The organism is Streptomyces sp. NBC_00483, assembly GCF_036013745.1.
GTDB lineage: Bacteria > Actinomycetota > Actinomycetes > Streptomycetales > Streptomycetaceae > Streptomyces.
In genome coordinates this window covers 6,968,818-6,995,351 of record NZ_CP107880.1, presented here as the reverse complement: position 1 = coordinate 6,995,351, position 26,534 = coordinate 6,968,818, and the positions used below count along the sequence as shown (strand labels likewise).

General features: G+C 69.5%; 18 protein-coding genes. 4 read left to right on the top strand and 14 right to left on the bottom strand.

Going from position 1 to position 26,534, the window contains the following annotated elements; translation table 11 throughout:
* Positions 1-155 precede the first annotated feature (155 nt).
* Complete coding sequence (locus tag OHA73_RS31460; RefSeq protein WP_327658556.1) at positions 156-1,697, top strand: MFS transporter; 1,542 nt, start codon at positions 156-158, stop codon at positions 1,695-1,697.
* A 34-nt stretch (positions 1,698-1,731) separates the two neighbouring features.
* Here OHA73_RS31460 and OHA73_RS31455 read toward each other — a convergent pair whose 3' ends face one another.
* From OHA73_RS31455 to OHA73_RS31445, 3 genes are all read right to left on the bottom strand, one after another.
* A complete protein-coding gene (locus OHA73_RS31455) occupies positions 1,732-2,634 on the bottom strand; it encodes an ADP-ribosylglycohydrolase family protein (RefSeq protein ID WP_327656697.1) in 903 nt (300 codons plus the stop codon).
* A 12-nt stretch (positions 2,635-2,646) separates the two neighbouring features.
* The gene (locus OHA73_RS31450; protein ID WP_266714950.1) at positions 2,647-3,306 is read right to left on the bottom strand and encodes a histidine phosphatase family protein; all 660 of its coding nucleotides are present in this window, start codon (positions 3,304-3,306) and stop codon (positions 2,647-2,649) included.
* Positions 3,307-3,408: 102 nt separating this feature from the next.
* Entirely contained in the window at positions 3,409-4,014 is a 606-nt protein-coding gene (locus OHA73_RS31445) for a YdbC family protein (protein ID WP_266718931.1), read from the bottom strand.
* A gap of 146 nt (positions 4,015-4,160) precedes the next feature.
* Between OHA73_RS31445 and OHA73_RS31440 the strand changes: the two genes are divergently transcribed.
* On the top strand, positions 4,161-4,700 hold the full coding sequence (locus OHA73_RS31440) for a TerD family protein (protein ID WP_327656696.1): 540 nt from the start codon (positions 4,161-4,163) through the stop codon (positions 4,698-4,700).
* A 116-nt stretch (positions 4,701-4,816) separates the two neighbouring features.
* Here OHA73_RS31440 and OHA73_RS31435 read toward each other — a convergent pair whose 3' ends face one another.
* Both OHA73_RS31435 and nrdR read right to left on the bottom strand, forming a co-directional pair.
* Positions 4,817-7,711 (bottom strand): vitamin B12-dependent ribonucleotide reductase, encoded by a 2,895-nt coding sequence (locus tag OHA73_RS31435; RefSeq protein WP_327656695.1) that lies wholly within the window; start codon positions 7,709-7,711, stop codon positions 4,817-4,819.
* Between the two features lie 136 nt (positions 7,712-7,847).
* Positions 7,848-8,393 carry a transcriptional regulator NrdR gene (gene nrdR / locus OHA73_RS31430; protein ID WP_266718929.1) on the bottom strand — a complete coding sequence of 182 codons (546 nt, stop codon included), beginning with the start codon at positions 8,391-8,393 and terminating at the stop codon, positions 7,848-7,850.
* A 531-nt stretch (positions 8,394-8,924) separates the two neighbouring features.
* Between nrdR and lexA the strand changes: the two genes are divergently transcribed.
* The gene (gene lexA / locus OHA73_RS31425; protein ID WP_267068935.1) at positions 8,925-9,710 is read left to right on the top strand and encodes a transcriptional repressor LexA; all 786 of its coding nucleotides are present in this window, start codon (positions 8,925-8,927) and stop codon (positions 9,708-9,710) included.
* Between the two features lie 95 nt (positions 9,711-9,805).
* On the opposite strand, the gene OHA73_RS31420 is transcribed toward lexA, so the two are convergent.
* The 5 genes from OHA73_RS31420 to OHA73_RS31400 all read right to left on the bottom strand — a co-directional run bounded on the left by OHA73_RS31420 (position 9,806) and on the right by OHA73_RS31400 (position 18,280).
* Positions 9,806-11,827 carry an ATP-dependent DNA helicase gene (locus tag OHA73_RS31420; RefSeq protein WP_327656694.1) on the bottom strand — a complete coding sequence of 674 codons (2,022 nt, stop codon included), beginning with the start codon at positions 11,825-11,827 and terminating at the stop codon, positions 9,806-9,808.
* Between the two features lie 40 nt (positions 11,828-11,867).
* A complete protein-coding gene (locus OHA73_RS31415; RefSeq protein ID WP_327656693.1) occupies positions 11,868-13,883 on the bottom strand; it encodes an IucA/IucC family protein in 2,016 nt (671 codons plus the stop codon).
* 40 nt (positions 13,884-13,923) lie between these two features.
* On the bottom strand, positions 13,924-14,778 hold the full coding sequence (locus tag OHA73_RS31410) for a GNAT family N-acetyltransferase (RefSeq protein WP_327656692.1): 855 nt from the start codon (positions 14,776-14,778) through the stop codon (positions 13,924-13,926).
* A 13-nt stretch (positions 14,779-14,791) separates the two neighbouring features.
* Complete coding sequence (locus tag OHA73_RS31405; RefSeq protein WP_327656691.1) at positions 14,792-16,765, bottom strand: IucA/IucC family protein; 1,974 nt, start codon at positions 16,763-16,765, stop codon at positions 14,792-14,794.
* Positions 16,766-16,864: 99 nt separating this feature from the next.
* Positions 16,865-18,280 carry a diaminobutyrate--2-oxoglutarate transaminase family protein gene (locus OHA73_RS31400; RefSeq protein WP_327658555.1) on the bottom strand — a complete coding sequence of 472 codons (1,416 nt, stop codon included), beginning with the start codon at positions 18,278-18,280 and terminating at the stop codon, positions 16,865-16,867.
* Between the two features lie 461 nt (positions 18,281-18,741).
* Here OHA73_RS31400 and OHA73_RS31395 point away from each other — a divergent pair, with 461 nt between their 5' ends.
* Entirely contained in the window at positions 18,742-19,965 is a 1,224-nt protein-coding gene (locus OHA73_RS31395) for a trypsin-like serine peptidase (RefSeq protein WP_267068939.1), read from the top strand.
* A gap of 175 nt (positions 19,966-20,140) precedes the next feature.
* On the opposite strand, the gene hflX is transcribed toward OHA73_RS31395, so the two are convergent.
* The 4 genes from hflX to dapF form a co-directional block, all read right to left on the bottom strand.
* Entirely contained in the window at positions 20,141-21,649 is a 1,509-nt protein-coding gene (gene hflX / locus OHA73_RS31390; RefSeq protein WP_267068940.1) for a GTPase HflX, read from the bottom strand.
* Between the two features lie 176 nt (positions 21,650-21,825).
* Complete coding sequence (locus OHA73_RS31385; protein WP_327656690.1) at positions 21,826-23,280, bottom strand: M1 family metallopeptidase; 1,455 nt, start codon at positions 23,278-23,280, stop codon at positions 21,826-21,828.
* 78 nt (positions 23,281-23,358) lie between these two features.
* Positions 23,359-25,482, bottom strand: coding sequence for a RelA/SpoT family protein (locus OHA73_RS31380; protein ID WP_266714940.1), 2,124 nt, complete (start codon positions 25,480-25,482; stop codon positions 23,359-23,361).
* A gap of 139 nt (positions 25,483-25,621) precedes the next feature.
* Positions 25,622-26,491: a diaminopimelate epimerase gene (dapF, locus tag OHA73_RS31375; protein WP_327656689.1), complete on the bottom strand. Its 870-nt coding sequence runs from the start codon at positions 26,489-26,491 to the stop codon at positions 25,622-25,624.
* Between the last annotated feature and the right edge of the window lie 43 nt (positions 26,492-26,534).

Here is a 26,534-nt window from a genome sequence, read left to right as displayed (position 1 = left end):
CTTTCGATGGGTCGACGGCGATGTTCTTCCCGCGCGCTCCCAACTCCCTTAAAGAACGCTTGTGTTCACTATGACGGGGGCGCTACGATCCCGCACAGGGAACGTGACCGTTCTCTAATCATGCCCATGGGGGATCGCTCGTGACACAGGATCAGATCCAGGCACATCCGGCTCCGCCCAGTAAGCCCCGCACCACCGCGCGCCCACCCCGACCCGGCATCGCGCTGACGGTGATCGCCGCATGCCAGCTGATGGTCGTGCTCGACGCCACCATCGTGAACATCGCCCTGCCACATATCCAGACGGAGCTGGGCTTCTCCACCAACAACCTGACCTGGGTGATCAATGCCTACGCGCTCACCTTCGGCGGACTGCTGCTCCTGGGCGGCCGGGCCGGCGACCTGCTCGGGCGCCGCCGCATGTTCATCACCGGTATCGCCCTGTTCACCCTCGCATCGCTCTTAGGCGGCTTCGCCCAGGAACCTTGGCAGTTGCTCGCGGCCCGCGCGCTTCAGGGCGTCGGCGGCGCGATCGCGTCACCCACCTCGCTGGCCCTGATCGCCACCACGTTCCCCGAAGGGCCCGAGCGGAACCGGGCGTTCGGGGTGTTCGCCTCCGTCTCCGCCGGTGGCGGCGCCGTCGGGCTGCTCGCAGGAGGCATGCTCACCGACTGGCTGGACTGGCGCTGGGTGCTGTTCGTCAACGTACCCATAGGCGTACTGATCGCACTCCTCGCCCCTCGCTACATCAAGGAGTCGCAGCGCCACCCCGGCCGGTTCGATCTGCCGGGCGCCTTCACTTCGACCCTCGGCATGGCCGCCCTCGTGTACGGATTCATCCGTGCCGCCTCCGAAGGCTGGAGCGACGGCCTCGCCATCGCGTCCTTCGGTGCGGCCGCGGTCCTGCTGATCGCCTTCGTCGCCATCGAGAGGCGCACCAGCCAGCCGATCACGCCCCTGAAGCTGTTCAGGGACCGCAACAGGTCCGGCACCTACGCTATGATGCTGAGTCTCGCCGCAGCGATGTTCGGCATGTTCTTCTTCATCGTGCTCTTCGTGCAGAACGTGCTGCACTACAGTCCGATCAAGGCCGGTCTCGCCTTCCTCCCGGTGACCGCCGCCATCGTGCTCGGCGCCGGGATAGCCACGAACCTGCTGCCTCGGCTCGGCCCCAAACCCTTCATGACCGTGGGCAGCCTGCTGACCGCCACCGGCATGGGCTGGCTGACACTCATCGACCCCAGCAGCTCCTACCTCAGCGGCATTCTCGGCCCGATGCTCCTGTTCGGCTTCGGCATGGGCCTGAACTTCGTCACGCTGACCCTGACCGCGGTCTCCGGCATAGCCGACAGCGAGTCCGGTGCGGCGTCCGGCATGCTCAACACCACACAGCAGGTCGGCGGCGCCCTCGGCCTGTCGGTCCTCACCACGGTCTTCAGCAGCGCCAGCGAGAGCGAGGCCAAGAAACAGATCCCGAAGTTCCTCGCCGAAGGCTCACCGGAACAGAAGGCCGAGTTCGCCAGGACTCACCGGCTGCCCGCTCCGTGGAACGACTCGGTGCTCGCCCACGGCATCAGCAACGCCTTCATAGCGGCCGCCTCGCTGGCCGTGGTCGCGGCGCTCATCGCTCTGTTCATCATCCAGGTACGCAAGAGCGACCTGGAGGCGTTGAGCGGGAAGCCCGGGGCCTCGGTCTGAAGGGCACGCACTCCCCCCGGACCTGTGCTGTGCCCTACGTGGTCGGCGCCCAGGCCGGCAGTGGCTCGGTCCGCCCGAGCCACTCGGCCGAGGGCGCCCCGTCCGCGCCGGAGGCGACGATGCCGCCCACGATCGCGCAGGTCGTGTCCATGTCGCCGCCGACCTGGGCCGTGCTCCAGAAGGCCCCCTCGAAGTCACCGAGGCCTCGCGCCGCCGACCAGACGGCGAACGGCACGGTGTCGTGCGCGGTCGTCCTCCGGCCGCAGCCGAGGACCGCCGCCACCGTGGACGCGTCCCCGTAGTCGAGCATGTCCTTGGCGCGGCGCAGGCCGGCTCCCACAGCGCTGCGCGGCACGAGCGAGATCACTCCGTCCAGCAGGTCCTGCGGCGTGGGAGGACCTGCGGGATCGGCCACCAGAGCGGCAGCGGCCGCCACGGCCATCGAACCCACGACGGCCTCCCGGTGCTGGTGCGTCGGGTAGGCGGAGATCTCGGCCTGATGCGTGGCCTGCTCGGGGTCGTCTGCGTAGTAGGCACCGAGCGGCGCGATCCGCATCGCCGCGCCGTTCCCCCACGATCCCCGGCCGTTGAACAGCGCGGAGGCCAGGGTCCGCCAGTCCTTACCCTCCCGGACCTGCTGCAGCAGCCGGTTCACGGCAGGGCCGTACCCGCGGTCGACGTCCTGGCGCTCCGCGAACGCTCGCGCCAGCTCGTCCTGGTCGACGCGCTCGTGAGCGGCCAGGACGGACACCACCGAGGCGGCCATCTCGGTGTCGTCGGTCCACTGCCATGTGCCGTCCGGCAGCGCGCGGGCCTTGAGCAGCGGATAGTTCGCGGGGACGAAGAATTGTGATCCCAGCGCGTCTCCCACGGAGAGTCCGCGCAGGCTGGACAGGGCGCGGTTCAAGCGCCCGTCGGGTGAGGAGTCAGCGGTCATCGCCCTGCCACTCTATCCGGTGACTCCGTACGATTCCGGTTCGCACCAGCGGTCGAACGGGCGGTCCATTTTGTACTTTCCGTTCTCCCCGAGAACGAGCAACCGCATCTCCGCGTTCCCCGGGTTCGACAGCGACTCGAAATCCGCGACGGACCAGTGGAACCAGCGCATGCAGAACAGCCGCATGGTCAGCCCATGCGTCACGAGCAGGACGTTCGGCGGATGGTCCGGGTCCTCGAAGCTGCGGTGCAGGCTCTCCAGGAACGCGCCCACCCGGTCGTACACGTCCGCCCCCGACTCCCCCTGGGCGAAGCGGTAGAAGAAGTGCCCATAGGCGTCGCGATACGCCTTCTGCAGCCGTACGTCCTCGCGGTCCTGCCAGTTTCCCCAGTCCTGCTCCCTGAGCCGGGGTTCTTCTCGGATGCGTACGAGATCGGGGTCGAGCCGGAAGGCACGGAAGGTCTCGTGGGTGCGCCGGTACGGCGAGACGTACACGCTCACCCGCTCCCGTCCGAAGAGCCGCCGGAGGTCCTCGCCGGTGGTCTCGGCCTGGCGCCATCCCTTGTCGGTGAGCGTCAGGGCGTGATCGGGCTCGCGCTCGTAGATGGTGTCGTCGGCGTTGCCTTCGGATTCGCCGTGCCGGACAAGAACGATGCGCCGCGGTCGTGCCATGCACACGACCCTAGATCGCCGGGCGGGTTCGAGCACCCGTGCGGGCTGTGCAGCGTGGATCACAGCGGTCGACGGACGTGCAACGCGCGCGTGGTCACACGTTCAGACCGTCCAGGTCGACTCCAGTTCCACGATGTCCCCGGTGACGGCCGCGATGTCGACATCCGTCTGGGCGCGCACCGAAAGCCGCTCCACCCGGTCGACCTGGTACTTGCCGTGCTCGGCCGCCGAGCGCCACATGGAGAGGACCAGGAACTCGTCTCCTGGGGCGTCACCGAACAGCCCCCGGACCATGCCGGGCGAGCCGGCCATCGCCGGGTTCCACACCTTCTGCTGCATCAACGTGTAGTGCTCGGCCCGATCGGCGCGCACCGTGCAGTGCGCCACCCGCACGACGTCCGCGTCCGTGAACCGCGGCTCGAACCCGGTCTTCACATCGAAGCGATGGTCGAAGAGCTTCACCTGGATGTTCTTGAACGTCCCCGACTGTGCGGCCGCGAGCCGGTCGTGGGAGCGGGCCATGAAGGAGTCGTAGAAGGCACGGCTCTCCCAGAAGCCGAAGACGTGGGCCACATCGGCCCGTTGCCTGCTCCAGCCTCCACCCTGACCTCGGAAACCCGGCTCTCCCAGAAGCCCTGCCCACTTCCGCTGTCCCCGCTCGAAACCCCGACGGTCCACCACAGTGCAACGAATCCACTTGACCAGCACCGCGCCATCGTACGGCGCGCCGTCCATCTGCCGCGGTGGTCCCGAACCCACGGTCGAGACGCTCTGCGGGGATGGTCGTGTTGTTGTCAGTGGGACCACGTAGCGTATCCGTAGCACTCAACATCGCACCGAGGAGGGGGAGTTCGGTGAGCAGCCTCCGCAAGGGAATCGAGAAGATCGAGATCGGTCTGAAGTGGGACCCGAGCCCGATGGGTTCGGCTCCCCACGACCTGGACCTGATCGCCGCGGCGTACACGGAGGACGACCCGCACGGCAGCCCCGCGTACATCGTCCATTTCGACAGCCGTTCGCCCGACGGGACCATCACGCTCAACAGGGACAGCAGGACCGGGCAGGGTTTCGGTTTCGACGAGGTCATGACGCTCGAACTGGAGCGGCTCGCGCCCTCGTACGCGCGCGTGGTCGTGGGAGTGGCCATCCAGCAGGACGAGCAAGCGACCGGCCGCGCCAAGGTCTTCGCTGACATCCCGAACACGGCAGTACGTATAAGAGAGGGCTACACCGACCTGTCGCTGCACGACTTCGCGGTGGTCTCCGGCGCCTCTGCGACCACGGTCGCGGAGTTCACCCGGGGCGTCGACGGGGAGTGGGTGTTCCACGAGGCGGTGCGGGGCTTCGACGACGGCGATCTGAACGCGTTCGCCGGGGCGATGGGCGCTCTGTAGGCACATCCGGCGGGGCCGCGGCGGGTCCCGGGTGACTACGCCGAAGGGCGGCGGAACCGTGATGGTTCCGCCGCCCCTCAGTTCAGGCGTTCAGCCGGATCGGACGTTCCGTCGGATCAGCTGCAGCCGCTGGTCGAACCGCAGCCCTCGCAGATGTAGCAGGAGCCGGCCCGCTGCATCTTCGTGCCGCAGGAGAAGCAGAGCGGGGCGTCGGCCTGGATACCCAGCTGCATCTCGACGAGCTCGGCGCTGGTGTGCGCCTGCTGCGGCACGGACTGCGCGGTGGCGTCCCCGGCCTTCGGCGTCTCGACGGCCTTCAACTCCTGGGCGCGGGGCGCCGACTGGGCCAGGGCCTCGACGTCGACCTCGTCCTCGTTCGGCTCGTAGGAACCCGTCTCCAGGTGACGCTGACGCTCCTCGGCGGAGTGGATGCCGAGCGCGGAGCGCGTCTCGAAGGGCAGGAAGTCGAGCGCCAGGCGGCGGAAGATGTAGTCGACGATCGACTGCGCCATCCGCACGTCCGGGTCGTCCGTCATGCCGGCCGGCTCGAAGCGCATGTTGGTGAACTTCGAGACGTAGGTCTCCAGCGGCACGCCGTACTGGAGGCCGACCGAGACGGCGATGGAGAAGGCGTCCATCATGCCCGCGAGGGTGGAACCCTGCTTCGACATCTTCAGGAAGACCTCGCCGAGACCGTCGTCCGGGTAGGAGTTGGCGGTCATGTAGCCCTCGGCGCCACCCACCGTGAAGGAGGTGGTGATGCCGGGACGGCCCTTCGGGAGGCGCTTGCGGACCGGGCGGTACTCGATGACCTTCTCGACGGCCTCGCGGATCGTCGCCTCGGTCTTCTCGGTGACCTCGGTCTTCTCCTGCTCCTTCTTCTTGGCGGAGAGGGGCTGGCCGACCTTGCAGTTGTCGCGGTAGATGGCGAGCGCCTTGACGCCCATCTTCCAGGCCTCGAAGTAGACCTCCTCGACGTCCTCGACGGTCGCCGTCTCCGGCAGGTTGACCGTCTTGGAGAGCGCGCCGGAGATCCACGGCTGGATGGCCGCCATCATGCGGACGTGGCCCATCGCGGAGATGGAACGCTCGCCCATGGCGCAGTCGAACACCTCGTAGTGCTCGGGCTTGAGGCTCGGGGCGTCGATCACATTGCCGTGCTCGGCGATGTGGGCGACGACCGCCTCGATCTGCTCCTCCTGGTAACCCAGGCGGCGCAGGGCCTGCGGCACGGTGCCGTTGACGATCTGCATCGAGCCGCCGCCGACCAGCTTCTTGAACTTGACCAGGGCGAGGTCGGGCTCAAGACCGGTGGTGTCGCAGGACATCGCGAGACCGATGGTGCCGGTCGGGGCGATGACGGACGCCTGAGCGTTGCGGAAACCGTTCTTCTCGCCGAGGCGGACGACGTCCTGCCAGGCCTCCGTGGCGGCGGCCCAGATCGGGGTGTCCAGGTCGTCGATGCGGACGGCCGCCGTGTTGGCGTCGGCGTGCTGCTTCATGACGCGCTGGTGCGGCGTGGCGTTCTTCGCGTAGCCCTCGTACGGGCCGACGACCGCGGCGAGCTCGGCCGAGCGCTTGTAGGACGTACCCGTCATCAGCGAGCTGATCGCGCCGGCGAGGGCGCGGCCGCCGTCCGAGTCGTAGGCGTGGCCGGTCGCCATGAGCAGGGCGCCCAGGTTCGCGTAGCCGATACCCAGCTGACGGAAGGCGCGGGTGTTCTCGCCGATCTTCTGCGTCGGGAAGTCCGCGAAGCAGATGGAGATGTCCATCGCGGTGATGACCAGCTCGACGACCTTGGCGAAGCGCTCGACCTCGAAGGACTGGTTGCCCAGACCGTCGTCCTTGAGGAACTTCATCAGGTTCAGCGAGGCGAGGTTGCAGGACGTGTTGTCCAGGTGCATGTACTCGCTGCACGGGTTCGAGCCGTTGATGCGGCCGGACTCCGGGCACGTGTGCCACTGGTTGATGGTGTCGTCGTACTGGATGCCGGGGTCGGCACAGGCCCAGGCGGCCTCGGCCATCTTGCGGAAGAGGGACTTGGCCTCGACCTCCTCGATGACCTCGCCGTCCATGCGGCCGCGCAGGCCGAACTTCGAGCCGGACTCGACGGCCTTCATGAACTCGTCGTTCACGCGGACCGAGTTGTTGGCGTTCTGGTACTGGACGGACGTGATGTCGTCGCCGCCCAGGTCCATGTCGAAGCCCGCGTCGCGCAGGGCGCGGATCTTCTCCTCTTCCTTCACCTTGGTCTCGATGAAGCCCTCGATGTCGGGGTGGTCGACGTCGAGGATGACCATCTTGGCCGCGCGGCGCGTGGCGCCACCCGACTTGATCGTTCCTGCAGAGGCGTCGGCACCGCGCATGAAGGAGACGGGACCCGAGGCGTTGCCGCCGGAGGACAGCAGCTCCTTGGAGGAGCGGATGCGGGAGAGGTTCAGGCCGGCGCCGGAGCCGCCCTTGAAGATCATGCCCTCTTCCTTGTACCAGTCGAGGATCGACTCCATGGAGTCGTCGACGGACAGGATGAAGCAGGCGGAGACCTGCTGGGGCTGTGGCGTGCCCACGTTGAACCACACCGGCGAGTTGAAGCTGAAGATCTGGTGCAGGAGGGCGTACGCCAGCTCGTGCTCGAAGATCTCGGCGTCGGCGGGCGAGGCGAAGTACTTGTGGTCCTCGCCGGCCTTCCGATACGTCTTCACGATGCGGTCGATGAGCTGCTTGAGGCTCACCTCGCGCTGCGGGGTGCCGACGGCGCCCCGGAAGTACTTGCTGGTGACGATGTTGACCGCGTTCACCGACCAGAACTCGGGGAACTCGACGCCACGCTGCTCAAAGTTGACCGAGCCGTCGCGCCAGTTGGTCATGACGACGTCACGATGCGCCCATTCCACCTCGTCGTACGGGTGCACGCCGGGGGTGGTGTGGATGCGCTCGACACGCAGACCCTTGTTGGCCTTGGCACCCTTGGCTCGGGAGCCTCGTGCCGGGCCGCTCGCCGTCTCTGTCATGCCGCCTCCCATATATCGGGCTAAAACGCCCTAAAGTGCCCGGATCTTCCCGTGCACGGTGTCTGTCTTGTGTTGCGGCCGCCGCTCTTGCCGCCCGCAACAGGTCTTGGGGTCGCCGCCGCCCGGCCCGTGGCCGTCAGTCGGCGGCGTGGGCGGGCACCGGGACTTCTACAGTCCCTCCGGGCCCGCACTCGCTCTGTGTGCGCTCTTCGTCCGCGCCGTCCGTTTCGGCGCCGGGCGTCTGTTCCCTCAGTTCCGCGATCGCCGACTCGAAATCCTCCAGCGAGTTGAACGCCCGGTACACGGACGCGAACCGCAGGTAGGCAACGAGGTCCAGCTGCTGAAGCGGGCCGAGTATGGCCAGGCCCACGTCGTGCGTGGTCAGTTCGGCGCTTCCGGTGGCGCGCACCGCCTCCTCGACCCGCTGGCCGAGCTGGGCGAGGGCGTCCTCGGTGACCGGACGCCCCTGACACGCCTTGCGTACGCCATTGATGACCTTGGTGCGGCTGAAGGGTTCGGTCACCCCGCTCCGCTTCACGACCATCAGCGAACACGTCTCCACCGTCGTGAAACGACGGGAGCAGTCCGGACACTGACGGCGCCGGCGGATCGACGTGCCGTCGTCGGTGGTGCGGCTGTCGACGACACGGCTGTCGGGATGCCTACAGAAGGGGCAGTGCATGAACTCCCAACCCTCCTTCACGGCACGACTCGATAGCCCCGAGAGGCTGGTTCACGTCTCTCGAAGCAGCCCCAAGCATAGGCGATGACCACGACCGAGTTGGACCGGGGACCACAACTTCTGGGCTGCGGATCCAATCCAACCACTACATCTGGGGTTCGGCCGCAATTTGCGCCCTATCGCGTGTCGCGCGTGTCGCGCACACGGAACGCGTCGCACCAGGGGGGCGGCGGGGCCGCGTGACGCCCGAATCCGTACCGGCACGGCACAAGAAAAAAACGAGGGCGGTGCCTGGTTGACGGGGAGGCGAGTGGCAGACTGGGGGACCCACGGGCCGAACCTCGACTCCAGCCAAGAAGCGTACCGGATTGAGCTGAATTGCCACTCCGCTTCGAGGGTCGCCATACACCCAGGTGCATGATCACGACAAGCAATCAACGGTTTTTCACTCGAACGTGTGTTTGGCGCAACCTTTCGAAAGGAACTACCGTTGGCTAGCTAGGGAGACATTCTCGAGAGGGGCCGACCGACGTGACCACGACCGCAGACAGTGCCACCATCACTGCCCAGGGCCGCGCCCAGGGCCGACTCGAGCCGGTGCATGCCATGAATGACACAGCCATGAGCCAGGAGGGCCCCAAGCCGGGGCGCTCCCTGCCCGGCCGGCCGCCAGGAATCCGCGCGGACAGCTCGGGGCTCACGGATCGGCAGCGCCGCGTCATCGAGGTCATCCGGGACTCGGTGCAGCGTCGGGGGTACCCGCCGTCCATGCGGGAGATCGGCCAGGCGGTCGGCCTGTCCAGCACGTCGTCGGTCGCGCACCAGCTGATGGCACTCGAGCGCAAGGGCTTCCTGCGCCGGGATCCGCACCGCCCGCGCGCGTACGAGGTCCGTGGCTCGGACCAGCCCAGCGCGCAGCCCACGGACACCGCGGGAAAGCCCGCGGCTTCGTATGTGCCCCTGGTGGGCCGGATCGCCGCCGGTGGCCCGATCCTCGCCGAGGAGTCGGTCGAGGACGTCTTCCCGCTGCCCCGGCAGCTCGTCGGTGACGGTGAGCTGTTCGTCCTGAAGGTCGTCGGCGACTCGATGATCGAGGCCGCGATCTGTGACGGGGACTGGGTCACGGTCCGCCGCCAGCCCGTCGCGGAGAACGGCGACATCGTCGCCGCGATGCTCGACGGCGAGGCCACCGTCAAGCGCTTCAAGCGGGAGGACGGCCATGTCTGGCTCCTGCCGCACAACTCCGCGTACCAGCCGATTCCCGGTGACGAGGCGACGATCCTCGGCAAGGTAGTGGCCGTTCTGCGGCGCGTGTGACGCTCCCTCCCTGACCGGGCCCCGGAACCAACTGCGCCGGTTCCGGGGCCCAGCGCTGTCCGCGCCGGGCCCGTGCATGCCGTGCGTGCCGGGTGCTACTCCGCGTCCGCCTTCTCCGCATCGGCCTTCTCGATATCGGCCTTCTCCGAGGCTGTCTTCTTCGCCACCGCGTCGATCGACGAGAGTGAACGCCGTACCTGATTCCGGTCCGTCGTGAACCAGAAGTCCGGCATCGAGGCCTTCAGATAGCTGCCGTAGCGCGCCGTCGCCAGACGGGGGTCCAGGACCGCGACCACGCCGCGATCGCCCGTCGCCCGGATGAGGCGGCCCGCGCCCTGCGCCATCAGCAGCGCCGAGTGTGTCGCGGCCACGGCCATGAAGCCATTGCCACCCGCTTCCTCGACCGCCTTCTGGCGCGCGCTCATCAGCGGATCGTCCGGCCGCGGGAACGGGATCTTGTCCATCACGACCAGCTGGCAGTTCGGACCCGGTACGTCCACGCCCTGCCACAGCGACAGCGTGCCGAACAGACAGGTCTCCGGGTCCGCCGCGAAGGCCTTGATCAGCTCACCCAGGGTGTCCTCGCCCTGCAGCAGGATCGGATACTCCGGAATCCGCGTGCGCAGTTCCTCGGCCGCCGCCTGGGCCGCCCGCATCGACGAGAAGAGGCCGAGCGTACGACCGCCGGCCGCCTGGATCAGCTCGCTCAGCTCGTCCGTCATGTCCGTGCGCGTACCGTCACGCGTCGGCTTCGCCAGATGCTTGGCGACGTAGAGGATGCCCTGCTTGCGGTACTCGAACGGCGATCCGACGTCGACGCCCTTCCAGACCGGCAGGTCCTCGCCCTCGGTGCCTTCGGGGGCGAGGCCCATGGAGGCACCCACCCCGTTGAAATCGCCGCCGAGCTTCAAAGTCGCCGAGGTCAGGACGACGGAGCGGTCGGTGAAGAGCTTCTCCCGCAGGAGGCCGGACACCGACATGGGGGCGACGCGCAGGGAGGCGCCGAAGCGGTCGTGGCGCTCGTACCAGACGACGTCCCACTCCGAGCCGTTCGAGATCCGCTCCGCCACGTCGTGGATGTTCTCCACGGCGGCGAGGGCCTGCTTGCGGACGGCGTCCTCGTCCTGGACCGACTTGTCGCGCGTGGTGCCGATTGCGGTGATCACCGCACGGGCCGCATCGCGCAGGGCCATGAGCGCGTAGCCGAGGTCCTCGGGGACTTCCTCGAGACGGCCGGGCAGGGCCAGCTCCATGACCCGCTCGAAGCCTTCCGAGGCGGTCTGCAGCTGGTCCGCCGCCTTCTCGTTGACGAGCTTCGCCGCGCGCTTCACCGCACGGTTGACCTGGCCCGGAGTCAGCTCCCCCGTCGCCACGCCGGTGACCCGCGAGACGAGTTCGTGCGCCTCGTCCACGATCAGTACCTCGTGCTGCGGCAGCACCGGCGCGCCTTCGATGGCGTCGATCGCCAGCAGCGCGTGGTTGGTCACGATGACATCGGCGAGCTTGGCGCGCTCACGCGACATCTCGGCGAAGCACTCCTGGCCGTACGCGCACTTCGACGCTCCCAGGCACTCGCGCGAGGAGACCGAGACCTGCGCCCAGGCCTTGTCCGATACGCCGGGCGTGAGGTCGTCCCGGTCGCCCGTCTCCGTCTCGTCCGCCCAGTCGCGCATGCGCAGCAGGTCCTGACCCAGCTTGCTGGTGGGCGCGGCTGCCTCGAACTGGTCGAAGAGGCCCCCTTCCTCCTCCTGCGGTACGCCCTCGTGGAGGCGGTGCAGGCACAGATAGTTCGACCGGCCCTTGAGCATCGCGAAATTGGGGCGGCGCCGCAGCAGTGGGTGCAGCGACTCGACCGTGCGCGGCAGGTCCCGCTCCACGAGCTGGCGCTGCAACGCCAACGTGGCGGTCGCCACGACGACGCGCTCCCCGTGAGCCAGGGCCGGTACGAGGTAGCCCAAGGACTTACCTGTGCCGGTGCCCGCCTGGACGAGCAGATGGGAACCGTCGTCGATCGCCTCGGCGACGGTCTCGGCCATGGTCACCTGGCCAGGGCGCTCCGTGCCGCCGACAGCGGTGACGGCGGCGTGCAGGAGCTCGGGGAGTGAGGGCTTCGTCATAGCTCGACCACCCTAAACGGACCCACTGACAATCCGGCGATCACGGCTGATGCAGCGGATTGGCGACGGTGCCGTGCACGGCCGCGTGCGGGCGGTCGGCGCGGTCGCGGTAGCCGTCGAGATGCAGCCGGTTGCGGTTGAGGCACAGGCGCTCGATCTCCGGGGTGAGCAGGTCGAACATCTCGTACCGCTCCTTGAGCTCCGGGAAGCGGGCGTGGTGGCGCAGGATCTCGGCGCGCACCAGGGCCCAGAACTCGTCCTCGGGCAGCCCGAGTTGCTCCTCGTACAACGGCGCCAGGTAGCGGAAGACGCCCACGAAGAGTCCCGAATGGATGAACTGGGTGAGGAACGCAGGGTCCTCCGTGAGCAGGACCTCGCGCACGTCGTCGGGCATGGAGTCGTGCTCGGGCAGCGGCTCCGAACTGATGTTGACGTCGTCCACGAAGTCCTTGACCGCGAGCCGCACGGGCACGTCCTGGTCGTCGAAGACGACGATGGCGTTCTCTCCGTGAGGAGAGAAGACCGTTCCGTAGCGGTAGAGAAAGCGCAGCAGTGGGGGCAGCAGGGCGGCGAAGAGCCTACGGAGCCATGTCTTCGGGTCCAGGCCCGAGCGGGCGACGAGCTCCGCAACGAACGCGCGCCCTTCAGTGTCGCTGTGCAACAAGGAGGCGAGCGTTCGGGCGCGCTCCCCAGGGGCGAGGTGCCGGGAGAGGGGCTCGCGCCAGATCGCGCCCAGCAATTCCTTGTACTGGTAGGGGACTTCGTCGAGCCCGTCGTACAGCGGGTGCTCCACGGTCACGGACGCGACCTCACCCAGCAGGACGACGCGGCATTCGTCACTCAAGAAGGGGTCCGCATCGCGCAGTGCGTGCACCCATGCGGTGACGGCAGGAGCGGCCCAGGTCCGCTCTGTCGGAAGTCCGCGCCATACAAGGGTGTTGAAGATGGACAGCGGCAACTTCACTGTGTGCCGGTCGGGACGCGCCGTGTTCAGGAACGTACGGATGGACTGCTGGGGCAGGCGCAGATCACCGTCCGTGGGCAGTGGAACGATGTCGTTCGTGGCGATGGACGGCGCGAAGAGCGGCAGCACGATGTCGTCCCACTGCCAGGGATGCACCGGGAGATAGAGATACGCCGCCGGGTCCAGGCCGCGCGCCCGGAGCGCCTGCGCGAACAACTCACGGGTCGGACCGTCGAGTTCGCCGTCATAGAGGGAGGCGGGGTCCTCCAGCGCCGCGACGCCTCGGTAGGTGGCGAGGCCGGTGTGCACGGCGATCCACGGAAGGCGGGTGGGGCGGCGCGATTCCGGTGCCCAGCGCGAGGTGTCGGTCGCGGAGAACCCGAGACGCCCCTTGTTCAGTACGAGCCAGGGGTGGCCGGTCTGGTGCCCCTCGAGTTCCGCGTATCCGAGGTCGGCCAACTGCGGCGCGGTGAGCGATGTGTGGTCGAGGCGGGCGTCGGCGGCGAGGGTGACGGTGAGTTCGCGGATGAGATGGCCGAGGGTGCTGCCGTCGAGGCCGAGCGCGTACTTGGCACGGAGGAGGAAGGTGAGCGGATCGGTGACGGGCTCGCGTCCGCCTTCGGCCGAGGCCGTTCCGGCTGGTCCGGCTGGTCCGGCTGGTCCGGCTGTCCCGGTCGGCTCCCGTTCCGCATGGCCGGTCGGCCCGTCCTTGCCCGGCAGACCGGGTTCCCATTCCATGCTCGCCGGGTCGACCTGCCAACTGCCGTACGCGCCGCGGCGGGCGCGGAAATGAAAGGTGCCGCCGGCCGCATCCTTCGCGCCGGCCTCTTCGCCGCTGCCCTCCCTCGCACTGACCTCCCCGCCGCCCGCTCCGTCGGGCCGGCCAGCCAGGAGCGGCAGGGCGTAGGGACGGTATCCGGGGCCGGACGGGGCGAGGGCCGTCGGTCGCAGGATGTCCTCGTACGCGAATTCGCCGATCAGCTTGGCCAGCAGTCGGGCGCCCGCCCTGGCCCAGTTCCCGGACGTCAGCTCGGGCGGGTCGTACAGCTCGGTCGGCTCTTCGGAACTCGGGGCGACGGGCGGATTCGGCACGGGGACTCCTCGGACGGGAACCGGATCGGGTCGAGGTTCGTTACAGAGAGTGACTGGCCTGGAGTACGTTGCGCAGGGCGCGGTCACGGACCATGAGCGCGGCCCGCTTGTCGGGGAGGTCCACCTCGGCGAAGAAGCGGAATCCCGCGCCCAGGAAAGCGGAGACGGAGGGGGTGTTGCGAAGGTCGGGTTCCGCGATGACGCGCGCGCAGCGCGGGCGATGATCGAGTACGAGGTCGGCGACGGCTGTGAGCAGCGTGGTGCCGAGTCCTCGTCCGCGGTCGGCGACGCCACCGATGAGGAGGTGGATTCCGGTGTCGTGCGGGCGGGCGGGGTAGTGGCGGGCCAGCGGGTCGAGGTCGGCGCGGTAGATCTCCCAGTAGCTCATGGGCGCGCCGTCGAGGACGCCGAGGCAGGGCACGCTGCGTCCGTCGCCGTCGAGTTGGGGGCTCAGGTGGTCCGCGGTGACGGTGTCGGGTCCCGCGAGCTCCCAGAAGGCGGCCACGGCGGGGTCGTTCATCCAACGGCTGATGAGTGCCAGGTCTCGCTCGACGCGCACGGGAACGAGCTGGAACACGCCTGAGGGAGTGGTGACCGGTCCCCACTCCCCCACGTCGTCGAGCAGGTCGTGCTCGGTCGGAGCCGTGGGGTCGGGGGCGAGTCGGTGCCCGCCGTCCTGCTCCGCGATGAGCGCGAGCAGTTCGTCGGGGAGACGCAGGTCCAGGGTGTCCTGGAAGTCGGCGCTGTCCGCACCGTCCGCGCTCCGCGTGTGCTCGGCGTTCTCAGCGCCCTCCGCGTTCTCAGCGCCCTCCGCCTTCTCCGCGGGTGGCGCGGGAGCGTGGGAGGCGGCGGTGGGAGTGGTGTCGGCGTCGGTGCTCGCATCGGTGGGAGGCACGGCGACGCTCCTCTCAGGTACGACGGGAATGAAAGGGGTTGGCGATGGTGACATAGACGGACTGGGTGTCGACGGGACCGACGAGTTCGTCGAGGCCCTGCAGCCGGGTGAGCATGTTGGCCTTGCAGCGCAGCGTGGGCGAGTCGAGCAGCAGGCCCGGCAGTGTGCTGCGCTGTCGGTTCGGCCCGGCGGCGGCTTCGCCGAGGAAGCGGCGGAACGCGGCGATCAACAGCTGTTCGTCGGCGAGCCCTTGGGAACCGAAGGCTCCAATCAGGCCGAGGACGTTGTTGATGGCGAGGTAGTAGGCGAATCGCTCGTCGGTGACGTCGTCGTCGACGAAGGTGTCGCTGTGCGTGCCGATGCCGGGCAGGCGCCGGTCGAGTTCGGCGCGGCGGGACTCGCGGAAGTAGAAGCCCTGGTTGTCCCGGTAGCGCCCGCCGACGGGCCAGCCGTCGCCGTCCAGGAGCAGGAGGGTGTTCTGCTGATGGGCTTCCAGGGCGACGCCGGCTTCGCCGTCGAGCCAGAGCACGGGGCGTACGACGTGTTCCAGATAGCGCAGGAACCACTCGGCGGCCGCGGCTCCGCGGGAGCGTCCGGTGCGGGTCGCGAGCCGGGTCACGGTGTCGGCTAGGCGGGAGCTCATGGCCGGGTTGCCGGTGCGACCGGCCAGGTGGTCGGTGCGACCGGGCGGGTCGACGGTCGGCCTGGGCGAGACGAAGCCGGCGACGCACGCCGCGTCGTCGTGGGAGCGGAAGGGGTTGGCGCGGATCATCACGTCCAGGCCCTGCACCGGTTCGCCGTCCGGGCCGTCGACGGCGAGCCAGGCCGGGTCGCGGACGACGTCGAAACCGGGGTGCACGGACTGCCACTGCGCGGCGAGGCCGGTGCCGAGGAGCCGGTGGACCTCGACGCCCCGGTGGAGTTCCTTGCGGAGGTTCTCCCGGCGGGAGTTGGTGATGCGCAGGCCCAGGGAGAGCTTGAGCATGGCCGGCGCGCCGGGCCGGTACAGCGTGCGGACGGAGGAGGTGGGGAACCAGGGCTCGCCGTGCGGGCCCAGGTCACGCAGTAGGCCGGCGTCCAGAAGGGCGGCGGTGGCGGGGCGCTCACGCAGTTCGCGCAGCTGCCATGGGTGCACGGGCAGCGCGGCGTGCCCCGCGGGCAGTGGGAGCCCCGGTCCTGCCAGTTGGGAGGTGAGTTCGGCGGCGGTGCGGGCGCGGTCTTGTTCGGTCCAGGCCGAGTCGTGGGCGAGGACGTCCGGGGCGACGGCGATCCAGTGCAGGGAGAAGGAGCCACGCAACTCCGGTGAGTAGCGGCCCGCTTCGGCGTCGGAGAGCCCTTCGCGGCTCTTCGGAGTCGGGTGCAGCGGGTGCCCGAGGAGCAGCGCCTGCTCCGCGGCGAGGAAGGGATCGGCCTGGTCCGCGGGGTGGCGGCGGCGGTCCGCGATGAAGTCGGTGGTGCGGCGCATCGAGTCGGCGACGCGGACCACCAGTTCACCGCTGTCACCGCCGGGGGCGGGGGTTCCCTCGGCGGAGCCACCCGAGGCGTCGGCCTCGTCGTGGGCCGATTCCCTGCTCAGGAGGGCGGCGAGCGCGACGGCGTCCACGCCGGGGGCGTGCGGCGGCGCGTCCTCCAGGCAGGGCAGGCCGAAGCGGTGCCAGCCGGAGGGCGACCAGTAGTGGACCGGGACGAGGAGGACGGTGCCGCTCGCGGGCAGCGGAATACGGAGCGCGCCGAAGGAAGGAGGAGCGATGTTGTTCTCGCGCACCCAGCAGCGCAGCAGGTTCTCGACCGCTGCGGCCTGGGCGGCAGTCGCGGGGTCCGGGTGTTCCAGGAGATCGACGCCGGGGGTGTGGGGACGATCGGTCTCCTGGTCGCCGCCCTGCTGCCGCGGGATCGAGTCGCGCTCCTGGGCGCGCGGGGCTTGCGTGTCACAGGATCCGCCGGCGGTGGGACGGGGACTGCCGTCGGATGCGGGGGTGGCGTTCAACTGGCTTCCTTGCGTGGGGTGGTGGGCTCCATGAGGCTGTGGTCAGGCCGGTCCGGCGTGTCACTGCCGTCACTGGTGGTGGCGTGTCGTCGGGCGCTCCTACGACTCGTAACGGCGGGTACGGGCGACGGACGCCAGAGCGTCGGCGAGCCGGTCCACGATGGCCGCGGCCTGCTCGTCGGTGATGGTCAGGGGAGGAAGCAGGCGTACGACGCTGGAATGACGACCGCCGAGTTCGACGATCAGGCCGCGGTGGAGGCAGGCGTCACGGACGGCGGCGGCGAGTTGGGGCGCGGCCGGGAGCGGGGCGGACCCGGCGAGCAGCGGGTCGTCGGCGAGTTCCGCAGCGTCAGGAGCGGGGACGGCTCCGTCCGGGTCGACGAGCTCCACGCCGATCATCAGGCCACGCCCGCGGACCTCGCCGACGCACGCGAACTCGTCGGACAGCCGCCGGAGTTGGTCGAGCATGCGGGCGCCGAGGGTGGCGGCACGCTCGGCGAGGGCGTTCTCGTGGACATACGAGAGGGTGGCGGCGCCCGCGGCCATGGCGAGCTGGTTGCCGCGGAACGTGCCGGCGTGCGCTCCCGGAGGCCAGACGTCGAGGTCGTCGCGGTAGACGACCACGGCGAGCGGCAGGCTGCCTCCGATGGCCTTGGAAAGGACCATGACGTCGGGCACGACACCGCTGTGCTCCACGGCCCAGAAGGCGCCGGTGCGGCCGACGCCGGTCTGTACCTCGTCGACGACCAGCGGGATCGAGCGCTGCTCGGTGACGGCTCGCATCCGGCGCAGCCAGGCATCGGGGGCGGGGATGACACCGCTCTCCCCCTGCACCGGTTCGAGGATCATGCCCGCCGGCTGCGGCACCCCGGACTTGGTGTCGTCGAGGAGCGATTCGGTCCAGCGGGCGGCGAGTTCGGCGCCGCGCGGGCCCCCGATGCCGAAGGGGCAGCGGTAGTCCTGCGGATACGGCAGGCGCGTGACGCGGACGTCCTGCGCTCCGCCGGAGGCTTCGAGCGCCCCCGCGGTCATGCCGTGATAGGCGCCCGCGAAGGACAGCAGGCCCGAGCGCCCGGTGGCGGTGCGGACCAGTTTCAGCGCGGCCTCGACGGCGTCGGTGCCCGCGGGACCGCAGAACTGGATGCGGGCCCGGTCGGCCAGTCCGGGCGGCAGCGTGCGGAACAGCTCGGTGGTGAACGCGTCCTTGACCGGGGTGGCCAGGTCGAGGACGTGCAGCGGCGCACCCGAGTCGAGCACCTTGCGGATGGCCTCGAGCACCACCGGGTGGTTGTGGCCGAGCGCGAGGGTCCCCGCGCCGGACAGGCAGTCCAGGTAACGGCGGCCGTCGGCGCCCTCGATGGTGAGCCCGCGTGCCCGTACGGGCACGATCGGCAGGGCGCGCGCATAGGTGCGCGCCGCGGACTCCCGCGCGCACTGACGGCGCAGGATCCCCTCGTGCGCGACGGTGTCGCGGACAGGGGTTTGCTGTGTCCCCCCGCCATACGGGGCCGGCACCGCCAGGGTCTCAGGATCGGTCACAGGCACAGGATCGGTCACCGCCACGGCTGTTGGTCCTCCCGCTGGATATACGGCCGAAAAGGCCCCTCGACTCACCGATCGGCGGGGCGAGTCGGCGCGCGCTGAACGCCGACTGCGGTTCCCCCGTACGTACCAACGACGGGACGGGCGGAGGAACACGGCTCGTACGGGACTCATGAGCAGACCTTTGCCAGGTGTCCGCGGCGCCGGCGGGCCACCGCAGTCGCCGCTCCCCCACCGCAGACCCGAGGCGCGCCGCCCCGTAACGATCCGTACCGGCCGGAAGATCCCTCCGTGACGGAACCGTTGCTGTTCCGTCGGCCGTCGCCGACGGCACCGACATAGGGTGGTGTGCCGTTCGGAGGCGAGGTTTCGACCCGACTCCACCGCACACGTACGGCAGTTCAACCTTTTCGAAGCCCAGGGGGATTCACGACATGCGACCCATACGCCCGCAGTTCGCCGCGCGCCGCGCTCGAGGCGCGCGAAGCAGAACGTCCCCCGTGGCGGCGGCGGTCGCGCTCGGTGCTGTGGTCGCTCTGACCGCCACGGCGTGCGGTCCGAGCGAGAACAACGCGAACGACAAGCCGACCGCCTCGGCATCCGCGGGCGGTGGCAAGTTCAAGATCCCGGACGACATCCAGGACCGGCTGAAGGAACACGGGATCGACCCGGACAAGTGGAAGGGCGGCGAGTGGAGGAATTGGGACAAGGACAAGTGGCTGCGTGAGGCGCAGGACTTCGTCAACCCGATCATCCAGGGGCTGTGGGACTCCAACCGGATGCGGGACGCCGACAAGAACCCCGGTGGCGAGGTCGACGAGAACGATCTCTCCGGCGACCAGGGTGTGACGGACCCGGAGCCCAGGCCGGTGGCGGCCGCGGGCGTGTCCACTCCGTACCACGCGAACGCCCCGTACGCGGGCAAGCTGTTCTTCGACGGCCCCAAGGGCTCGATGGTCTGCTCGGCGACGGTGGTCACCGACCCCGCGCACCCCGGCAGGTCCAACATGCTCTGGACGGCGGGCCACTGTGTGCACGCGGGCAAGAACGGCGGCTGGTACCGCAACATCGCGTTCGTGCCCTCGTACAACGACAGCGGCAAGTCCGAGCAGGAGCTGCAGAACGCGCCCAGGAACGAGGTCGCGCCGTACGGCGTGTGGTGGGGCGACGCGGCACTGACGTCCGACCAGTGGATCGCGCAGGGCGGCCCGAGCGGCGGGGCGGGCGCTTCGTACGACTTCGCCGTGATCCATGTGACGCCGGAGAAGGGCGGCACCACCAAGTCCCTCGAGGAGACGGTGGGTTCGGCGCTTCCGGTGAACTTCAACGCGCCGGCGGTGCCGAAGGTCTCGCAGCTGACCGCGAAGGGCTACCCGGCGGCGGCGCCGTTCGACGGGCAGAAGCTGTACCAGTGCGCCGACAGGCCGGGCCGTCTTTCGCTGAACGACGCGGACCCGACGATGTACCGCATCGGCTGCACCATGACGGGCGGTTCGTCCGGCGGCGGCTGGGTCGGCCAGGGCGCCGACGGCCAGCCGGCCCTGGTGTCCAACACCTCGATCGGCCCGGTGACGGCGGGTTGGCTCGCGGGCCCGCGGCTCGGCAAGGAGGCCAAGGGGATCTACGACTCGGTGAGCAGGAAGTTCGCCGGGCAGTAGTCAGAAGGCCGCCGGGCAACAGTAAGAAGGCCGCCAGGCAGTAAGAAAGCCGCCGGGCGGCAAGGACGTCACCAGACGGTGAGCAGTCGCCGCGCGGCCGACCGACCTCATGGCTGAGCCCCTCTCCGTCCACCGGAGAGGGGCTCAGCCATGTTCGATACGTCGGTACGGGCCGTCAGCCCGCGACCACCGCCGGAACGTACGGCGCGAATTCCGCCGCGAGTTCCTCGTGGACGCGTGCCTTCAGGAGCGTGCCCTCCGGGGTGTGCTCCTCGGAGATCACCTCGCCGTCGGCGTGCGCCCGCGCGACCAGCTGGCCGTGCGTGTACGGCACGAGGGCCTCGATCTCGACCGCGGGGTGCGGCAGTTCGACGTCGATGAGCTCGAGCAGCTCCTCGATGCCCTGGCCCGAGCGGGCAGAAACGGCGATCGCGTGCTTCTCCACGCGCAGCAGCCGCTGCAGCACCAACGGGTCGGCCGCGTCCGCCTTGTTGATCACCACGATCTCCGGCACGTTGGTCGCCCCGACGTCGCGGATGACCTCACGTACGGCGGCGAGCTGCTCCTCCGGCACCGGGTGCGAACCGTCGACCACATGCAGGATCAGGTCGGAGTCACCGACCTCCTCCATGGTCGAGCGGAACGCCTCGACGAGGTGGTGCGGCAGGTGCCGTACGAAACCGACCGTGTCGGCCAGCGTGTACAGCCGACCGCTCGGGGTCTCGGCCCGGCGCACGGTCGGGTCCAGAGTGGCGAACAGCGAGTTCTCCACCAGGACGCCCGCGCCCGTGAGGCGGTTGAGGAGCGAGGACTTGCCGGCGTTCGTGTATCCGGCGATGGCTACCGAAGGCACCTTGTGCCTGCGGCGCTCCTGGCGCTTGATGTCGCGGCCGGTCTTCATCTCCGCGATCTCACGGCGCATCTTCGCCATCTTCTCGCGGATCCGACGCCGGTCCGTCTCGATCTTGGTCTCACCGGGACCACGCGTGGCCATGCCGCCACCGGAACCGGAAGAGCCACCGCCACCCATCTGCCGGGACAGCGACTGACCCCAACCGCGCAGCCGCGGCAGCATGTACTGCATCTGCGCGAGCGCGACCTGCGCCTTGCCCTCTCGGGACTTGGCGTGCTGGGCGAAGATGTCGAGGATCAGGGCGGTCCTGTCGACCACCTTGACCTTGACGACGTCCTCGAGGTGGATGAGCTGGCCGGGGCTGAGCTCACCGTCGCACACGACGGTGTCCGCTCCGGTCTCGAGCACGACGTCACGCAGCTCCTGGGCCTTGCCCGAGCCGATGTACGTCGCCGCGTCCGGCTTGTCGCGGCGCTGGATGACGCCGTCGAGCACGAGCGCGCCCGCTGTCTCGGCGAGGGCGGCGAGCTCCGCGAGGGAGTTCTCCGCGTCATGAACCGTTCCCGACGTCCACACGCCGACGAGTACCACGCGCTCCAGGCGGAGCTGTCGGTACTCGACCTCGGTGACGTCCTCGAGCTCGGTGGAGAGGCCCGCGACACGGCGCAGGGCCGCGCGCTCGGAGCGGTCGAACTGCTGGCCGTCCCGCTCTCCGTCGATCTCGTGGCTCCAGGCGACGTCCTCTTCCATCAGGGCATCGGCCCGAAGGCTCTCGGTGTGGTTCTGCACCATGTTCTGCGCGTCCTGGGAAGGGGAAGAAGAGGAGGTCATTGGGTCCTTACGTCTGTGGGATTCGGGAAACGCGACGGGCGTCCCACCCGTCATTTGTCACAACGCTCGGCCTGCTCCGGGGATTCCCGCGAGCGCCGATCCGGTGGCCCGCGCCGTCGACGTCGACGATATTCGCACGGTACGGGCCGTCTCGTCATCTGGATTGTTTCCCCGTGTCAGTGCTTCGACACCGGGTCGACCTTCCAGTTCGGATGGCCCGGCATGGGCGGCGTCTTCTTCCCGTAGAGCCAGGCGTCGAAGAAGTCGCTCAGGTCCCGCCCCGACAGCTGCGAGGCGAGCCGCACGAAGTCCGCGGTCGTGGCGGTGGAGTCACGGTGCGTGCCCACCCACGTGCGCTCCAGGCGCTGGAAGGCGTCCGCGCCGATCTCCTGGCGCAGGGCGTAAAGGACCAGGGCGCTGCCGTCGTAGACGACCGGCCGGAAGATGCTGATCTTCCCGTCGCTCGTGGGCGCCTTGGGTGCGGCGGGCGGTCCGCCGTCGGCGCGCATGGCGTCGGACGCGCGGTAGGCGGCGCGCATCCGCTTCACCATGGGCCGGTCCGCCTTCTCCTGGGCGTACAGGGACTCGTACCAGGTGGCGTGGCCCTCGTTGAGCCACAGGTCGGACCAGGAGCGGGGGCTGACGCTGTCGCCGAACCACTGGTGTGCCAGCTCATGGACCATGATCGACTCGACGTACCACTTCGGGTACTCGGGGCGCTCGAACAGGTCTCTCTCGAAGAGAGAGAGCGTTTGCGTCTCGAGTTCGAAACCGGTGGACGCATGGGCGATCAGTAGCCCGTAGTTCTCGAAGGGGTAGTGGCCGACCTTCCCCTCCATCCAGGAGATCTGGCCCGGCGTCTTCTTGAGCCACGGCTTCAGCGCCTTGACGTCCTTGGCCGGCACGACATCGCGTACGGGGAGTCCGTGCGGGCCTTCCTGGTGCAGCACCGCGGAACGGCCGATGGAGACCTGGGCGAGCTCGGTGGCCATGGGGTGGGCGGTGCGGTAGGCCCACTTCGTGGCACCTCCTTGTCGCGTTTTCCCGACAGGGAGACCGTTGGCGACCACCGTGTACATCTTGGGTGCGGTGACCCGGAAGGTGAAGTAGGCCTTGTCGGAGGGGTGGTCGTTGGACGGGAAGACACGGTGCGCGGCGTCGGCCTGGTTGGCCATCGCGAGCCCGTCCTTGGTGCGCAGCCAGCCGACTTCCTTCTTGCCGGACCTCGGGTCGCTGGTGTGCTGCACGGTGATGTTCAGGGCTTGGCCGGGAGCCACGGCCGCGGTGGGTGTGACGACCAGGTCCTCGCCCTTGGTGGCGTAGTGCGCCCGCGCCCCGTTGACCGTCACCGAACGCACGGTGCCGTGCGAGAAGTCGAGGTTGATCCGGTCGAGCCAGGAGGTCGCCCGCGCGTTGATCTTGGTGACGGCGTCGAGGGGCTTGTTGTTGTCACCGCGGTACGTGAAGGAGATGTCGTAGTCGGTGACGTCGTAGCCGGGGTTGCCGAGATGCGGGAAGAGCCGGTCGCCGATGCCGAGCGGCTCGGCGGGTGCGGCCGCGGCGACAAGGGCGAGCGAGGCGCCGGCGGCCAGAAGTGCGGCGACGCGGGGCGTTCGGGAGCTGAGCAGCATGAACTACGGCTATCAGCGCGCGCCTCGGCGCACGGTGCGGCACGCGCCGCACCACCCGAACGAGGTTTCCGGGTGGGCCTACAGGGCGCCTGCCGCCGCGTGGCGCGTGCGCCCCACGTCGTACACGCCCGGCACGTTCCGCATCGCCCGCATGAGGCCCTGGAGGTGCGCGGCGTCCGGAAGTTGGAGCGTGTACGTGTGCCGGACGCGGCCCTGGTCGGGCGGGTCCACGGTCGCCGAGATGATGGCGACGCCCTCCAGCGCTATGGCCTCGGTCAGGTCGGCCAGCAGATGGGGACGGCTGAACGACTCGGCGATCAGGGTCACCCGGTACTCGGCCGCGTCCGCGTCCGCCCAGCGCACGCCGACCTCCGCACGCCCCGCGTCCTTCATGCGCGCCACTCCGGAGCAGGAGACGCGGTGCACGGTGACGACGCCGCCGCGCACGGCGAACCCGGTCACCTCGTCGGGCGGTACGGGCGTGCAGCAGCCCGCGAGGCGCACCGTGGCGCCCGGCTGGTCGACCACGGCGTTCGCCGCGAAGGGCCGCGCCGAGGGACCGCTGTACGGGGCGCGGGGCGCCGAGGGGGGCGCGCTCGGCCCCTCCGGATGGGTGGCGAGCCAGCGGCGGATGGCGATGCGGGCGGCGGGCGTACGGGCGTGGTCGAGCCAGTCGATCGACGGCTCGGACGCGGCGCTGCCCTCCACCCCCGCCATGAGCAGCTGGACGGTGTCACCGTCACAGAGGACCGTACTGAGCGTCGCCAGGCGGCCGTTGACCCGCGCGCCGATGCAGGCGTGGGCGTCCTCTCCGTACTGCGCGTACGCGGCGTCCACGCAACTGGCGCCTGCGGGGAGGCCGATGGTGGCTCCATCGGGCCTGAACACGGTGATCTCGCGGTCCTGGGCGAGGTCCTCGCGCAGTGTCGACCAGAAGGTGTCGGTGTCCGGCGCGGACTGCTGCCAGTCGAGCAGTCGGTTCAACCAGCCGGGGCGCGTGGGGTCGGAGCGCTCGCCCACGGTGTCCAGGTGCTCCTCGCCGGAGGGCGTGTACGGATTGCCGAGCGCCACGACGCCCGCCTCCGCCACCTTGTGCATCTGGTGCGTACGGATGAGGACTTCGGCGACCTCGCCGTCCGTGCGGGCGACCGCGGTGTGCAGCGACTGGTACAGGTTGAACTTCGGTACGGCGATGAAGTCCTTGAACTCCGAGACCACCGGCGTGAAACACGTGTGCAGCTCGCCGAGGACTCCGTAACAGTCCGCGTCCTCGGACACGAGGACGAGAAGGCGCCCGAAGTCGGCCCCGCGCAGCTCGCCACGCTTGCGCCGCACTCGGTGGACGGACACGAAGTGCCGCGGCCTGATGAGGACTTCGGCGCTCAGGCCCGCCTCGCGCAGCACTGAGCGCAGCTCGGTCGCGAACCCGGCGAGGGAGTCCTCCGTGCGCTGCGCGTAGGAGGTCATGAGCTCGCGGGTCTGCCCGTACTCCTCGGGACGCAGGATCGCGAACACGAGGTCCTCGAGCTCGGTCTTCAGTGCCTGCACACCCAGCCGCTCGGCGAGCGGGATCAGGACGTCGCGGGTGACTCTCGCGATCCGTTCCTGCTTCTCCTGGCGCATGACGCCGAGGGTGCGCATGTTGTGCAGGCGGTCGGCGAGCTTGATCGACATGACGCGCACGTCGTTCCCGGTGGCGACGAGCATTTTGCGGAACGTCTCGGGTTCCGCCGCCGCCCCGTAGTCGACCTTCTCCAACTTGGTCACGCCGTCGACGAGATAGGCGACCTCCTCGCCGAACTCCTTGCGTACCTGGTCGAGCGTGACCTCGGTGTCCTCGACGGTGTCGTGGAGGAGGGAGGCGGTCAGCGTCGTGGTCTCCGCGCCCAGCTCGGCCAGGATCAGCGTCACGGCGAGCGGGTGTGTGATGTACGGCTCGCCGCTCTTGCGCATCTGGCCGCGGTGCGAGGACTCGGCCAGTACGTAGGCGCGGTGCAGGGGCTCCAGGACGGCGTCGGGGTAGTGGGCCCGGTGGGCCTCCGCCACGTGGCCGATCGCGTCGGGGAGGCGGCCGCGGGCGGCGGGGCCGAGGAGCGCCGCGCGGCCGAGACGGCGCAGGTCGATCCGGGGGCGGGCACGCCGACGGTGCGCTCCGGGCGTGATCGGTCCCGGGTTCGCGGGGTTGGTCGCCTCCGCACTCATGAGCACCTCCGGCTTTGTCGACCGGCGGCGGGCTGGCGGCGGCACCCGTCCGGACCGGTGCTTGATGCTACCGAGCCCATCACGTGGCGCAGTCCCGCTCTCGCCGAGCGTGAAACGGATCACCCATTCGAGCGAAGGTTCACTGGTTTACGGTTTCGACTGCCGCGAACCAGTCGGTGTCGAGCCGACCTTCCGCGACGATCACGGCGGGACCGGTCATCTCGATCTCGCCGTCCGCACGCTCGGTGATCGTCAGCCTGCCTCCGGGCAGATCGATCTCGTACGTGACAGGGGCCCCGGTCACAGCCGGGTCCAGGCCGTCCCTGCGGGCGGTCGCGACGGCCACGGCGCAGGCGCCGGTGCCGCAGGAGCGGGTCTCGCCCGAGCCCCTCTCGTGCACGCGCATGGCCACGTGCCGAGGGCCTCGGTCGACGACGAACTCGACGTTCACACCCTCCGGGTACGCGTTCGCCGGTGCGAAGGGGGGCGCGTCGTACAGGGCGCCCGCGTGCGCGAGGTCGGCCACGAAGGCCACCGCGTGCGGGTTCCCCATGTTCACGTTCGTCGCGGGCCAGGTCCGCCCGTCGACACTGACCGTGACGTCGCCCTCGGGGAGCGTCGCCCTGCCCATGCCGACCGTGATCAGGCCTTCCTTGTCGATGTGGACCGCCTTGACGCCGCCCCGGGTGGCCACGGCGAGGTCTCCCTCGCCGACGTGTCCCGCGTGCTGGAGGTAGCGGGCGAAGACCCGCACTCCGTTGCCGCACATCTCGGCCACCGAGCCGTCGCCATTGCGGTAGTCCATGAACCACTCTGCCTCGTCGGCCATGTGCCGCGCCTCGGGGTGCGCGGCACTGCGCACGACATGGAGCACGCCGTCGCCCCCGATGCCGGCCCGACGGTCGCACAGTGCGGCGACGGCGGTCGGCGAGAGCGCGATGGCGTTCTCCGGGTCCGGGATGATCACGAAGTCGTTCTCGGTCCCGTGACCCTTGAGGAAAGTGCTCATTTCTCGATCGTACGAGATCGGTGCGACAACCTGGTCGGCGGAG

Bases quoted from the DNA above. Each gene is read 5' to 3' on its own strand.
- OHA73_RS31455 (WP_327656697.1), bottom strand. From the start codon at position 2,634: ATGACCGCTGACTCCTCACCCGACGGGCGCTTGAACCGCGCCCTGTCC.
- OHA73_RS31450 (WP_266714950.1), bottom strand. From the start codon at position 3,306: ATGGCACGACCGCGGCGCATCGTTCTTGTCCGGCACGGCGAATCCGAA.
- OHA73_RS31435 (WP_327656695.1), bottom strand. From the start codon at position 7,711: ATGACAGAGACGGCGAGCGGCCCGGCACGAGGCTCCCGAGCCAAGGGT.
- nrdR (WP_266718929.1), bottom strand. From the start codon at position 8,393: ATGCACTGCCCCTTCTGTAGGCATCCCGACAGCCGTGTCGTCGACAGC.
- OHA73_RS31420 (WP_327656694.1), bottom strand. From the start codon at position 11,827: ATGACGAAGCCCTCACTCCCCGAGCTCCTGCACGCCGCCGTCACCGCT.
- OHA73_RS31395 (WP_267068939.1), top strand. From the start codon at position 18,742: ATGCGACCCATACGCCCGCAGTTCGCCGCGCGCCGCGCTCGAGGCGCG.
- hflX (WP_267068940.1), bottom strand. From the start codon at position 21,649: ATGACCTCCTCTTCTTCCCCTTCCCAGGACGCGCAGAACATGGTGCAG.
- OHA73_RS31385 (WP_327656690.1), bottom strand. From the start codon at position 23,280: ATGCTGCTCAGCTCCCGAACGCCCCGCGTCGCCGCACTTCTGGCCGCC.
- OHA73_RS31380 (WP_266714940.1), bottom strand. From the start codon at position 25,482: ATGAGTGCGGAGGCGACCAACCCCGCGAACCCGGGACCGATCACGCCC.
- dapF (WP_327656689.1), bottom strand. From the start codon at position 26,491: ATGAGCACTTTCCTCAAGGGTCACGGGACCGAGAACGACTTCGTGATC.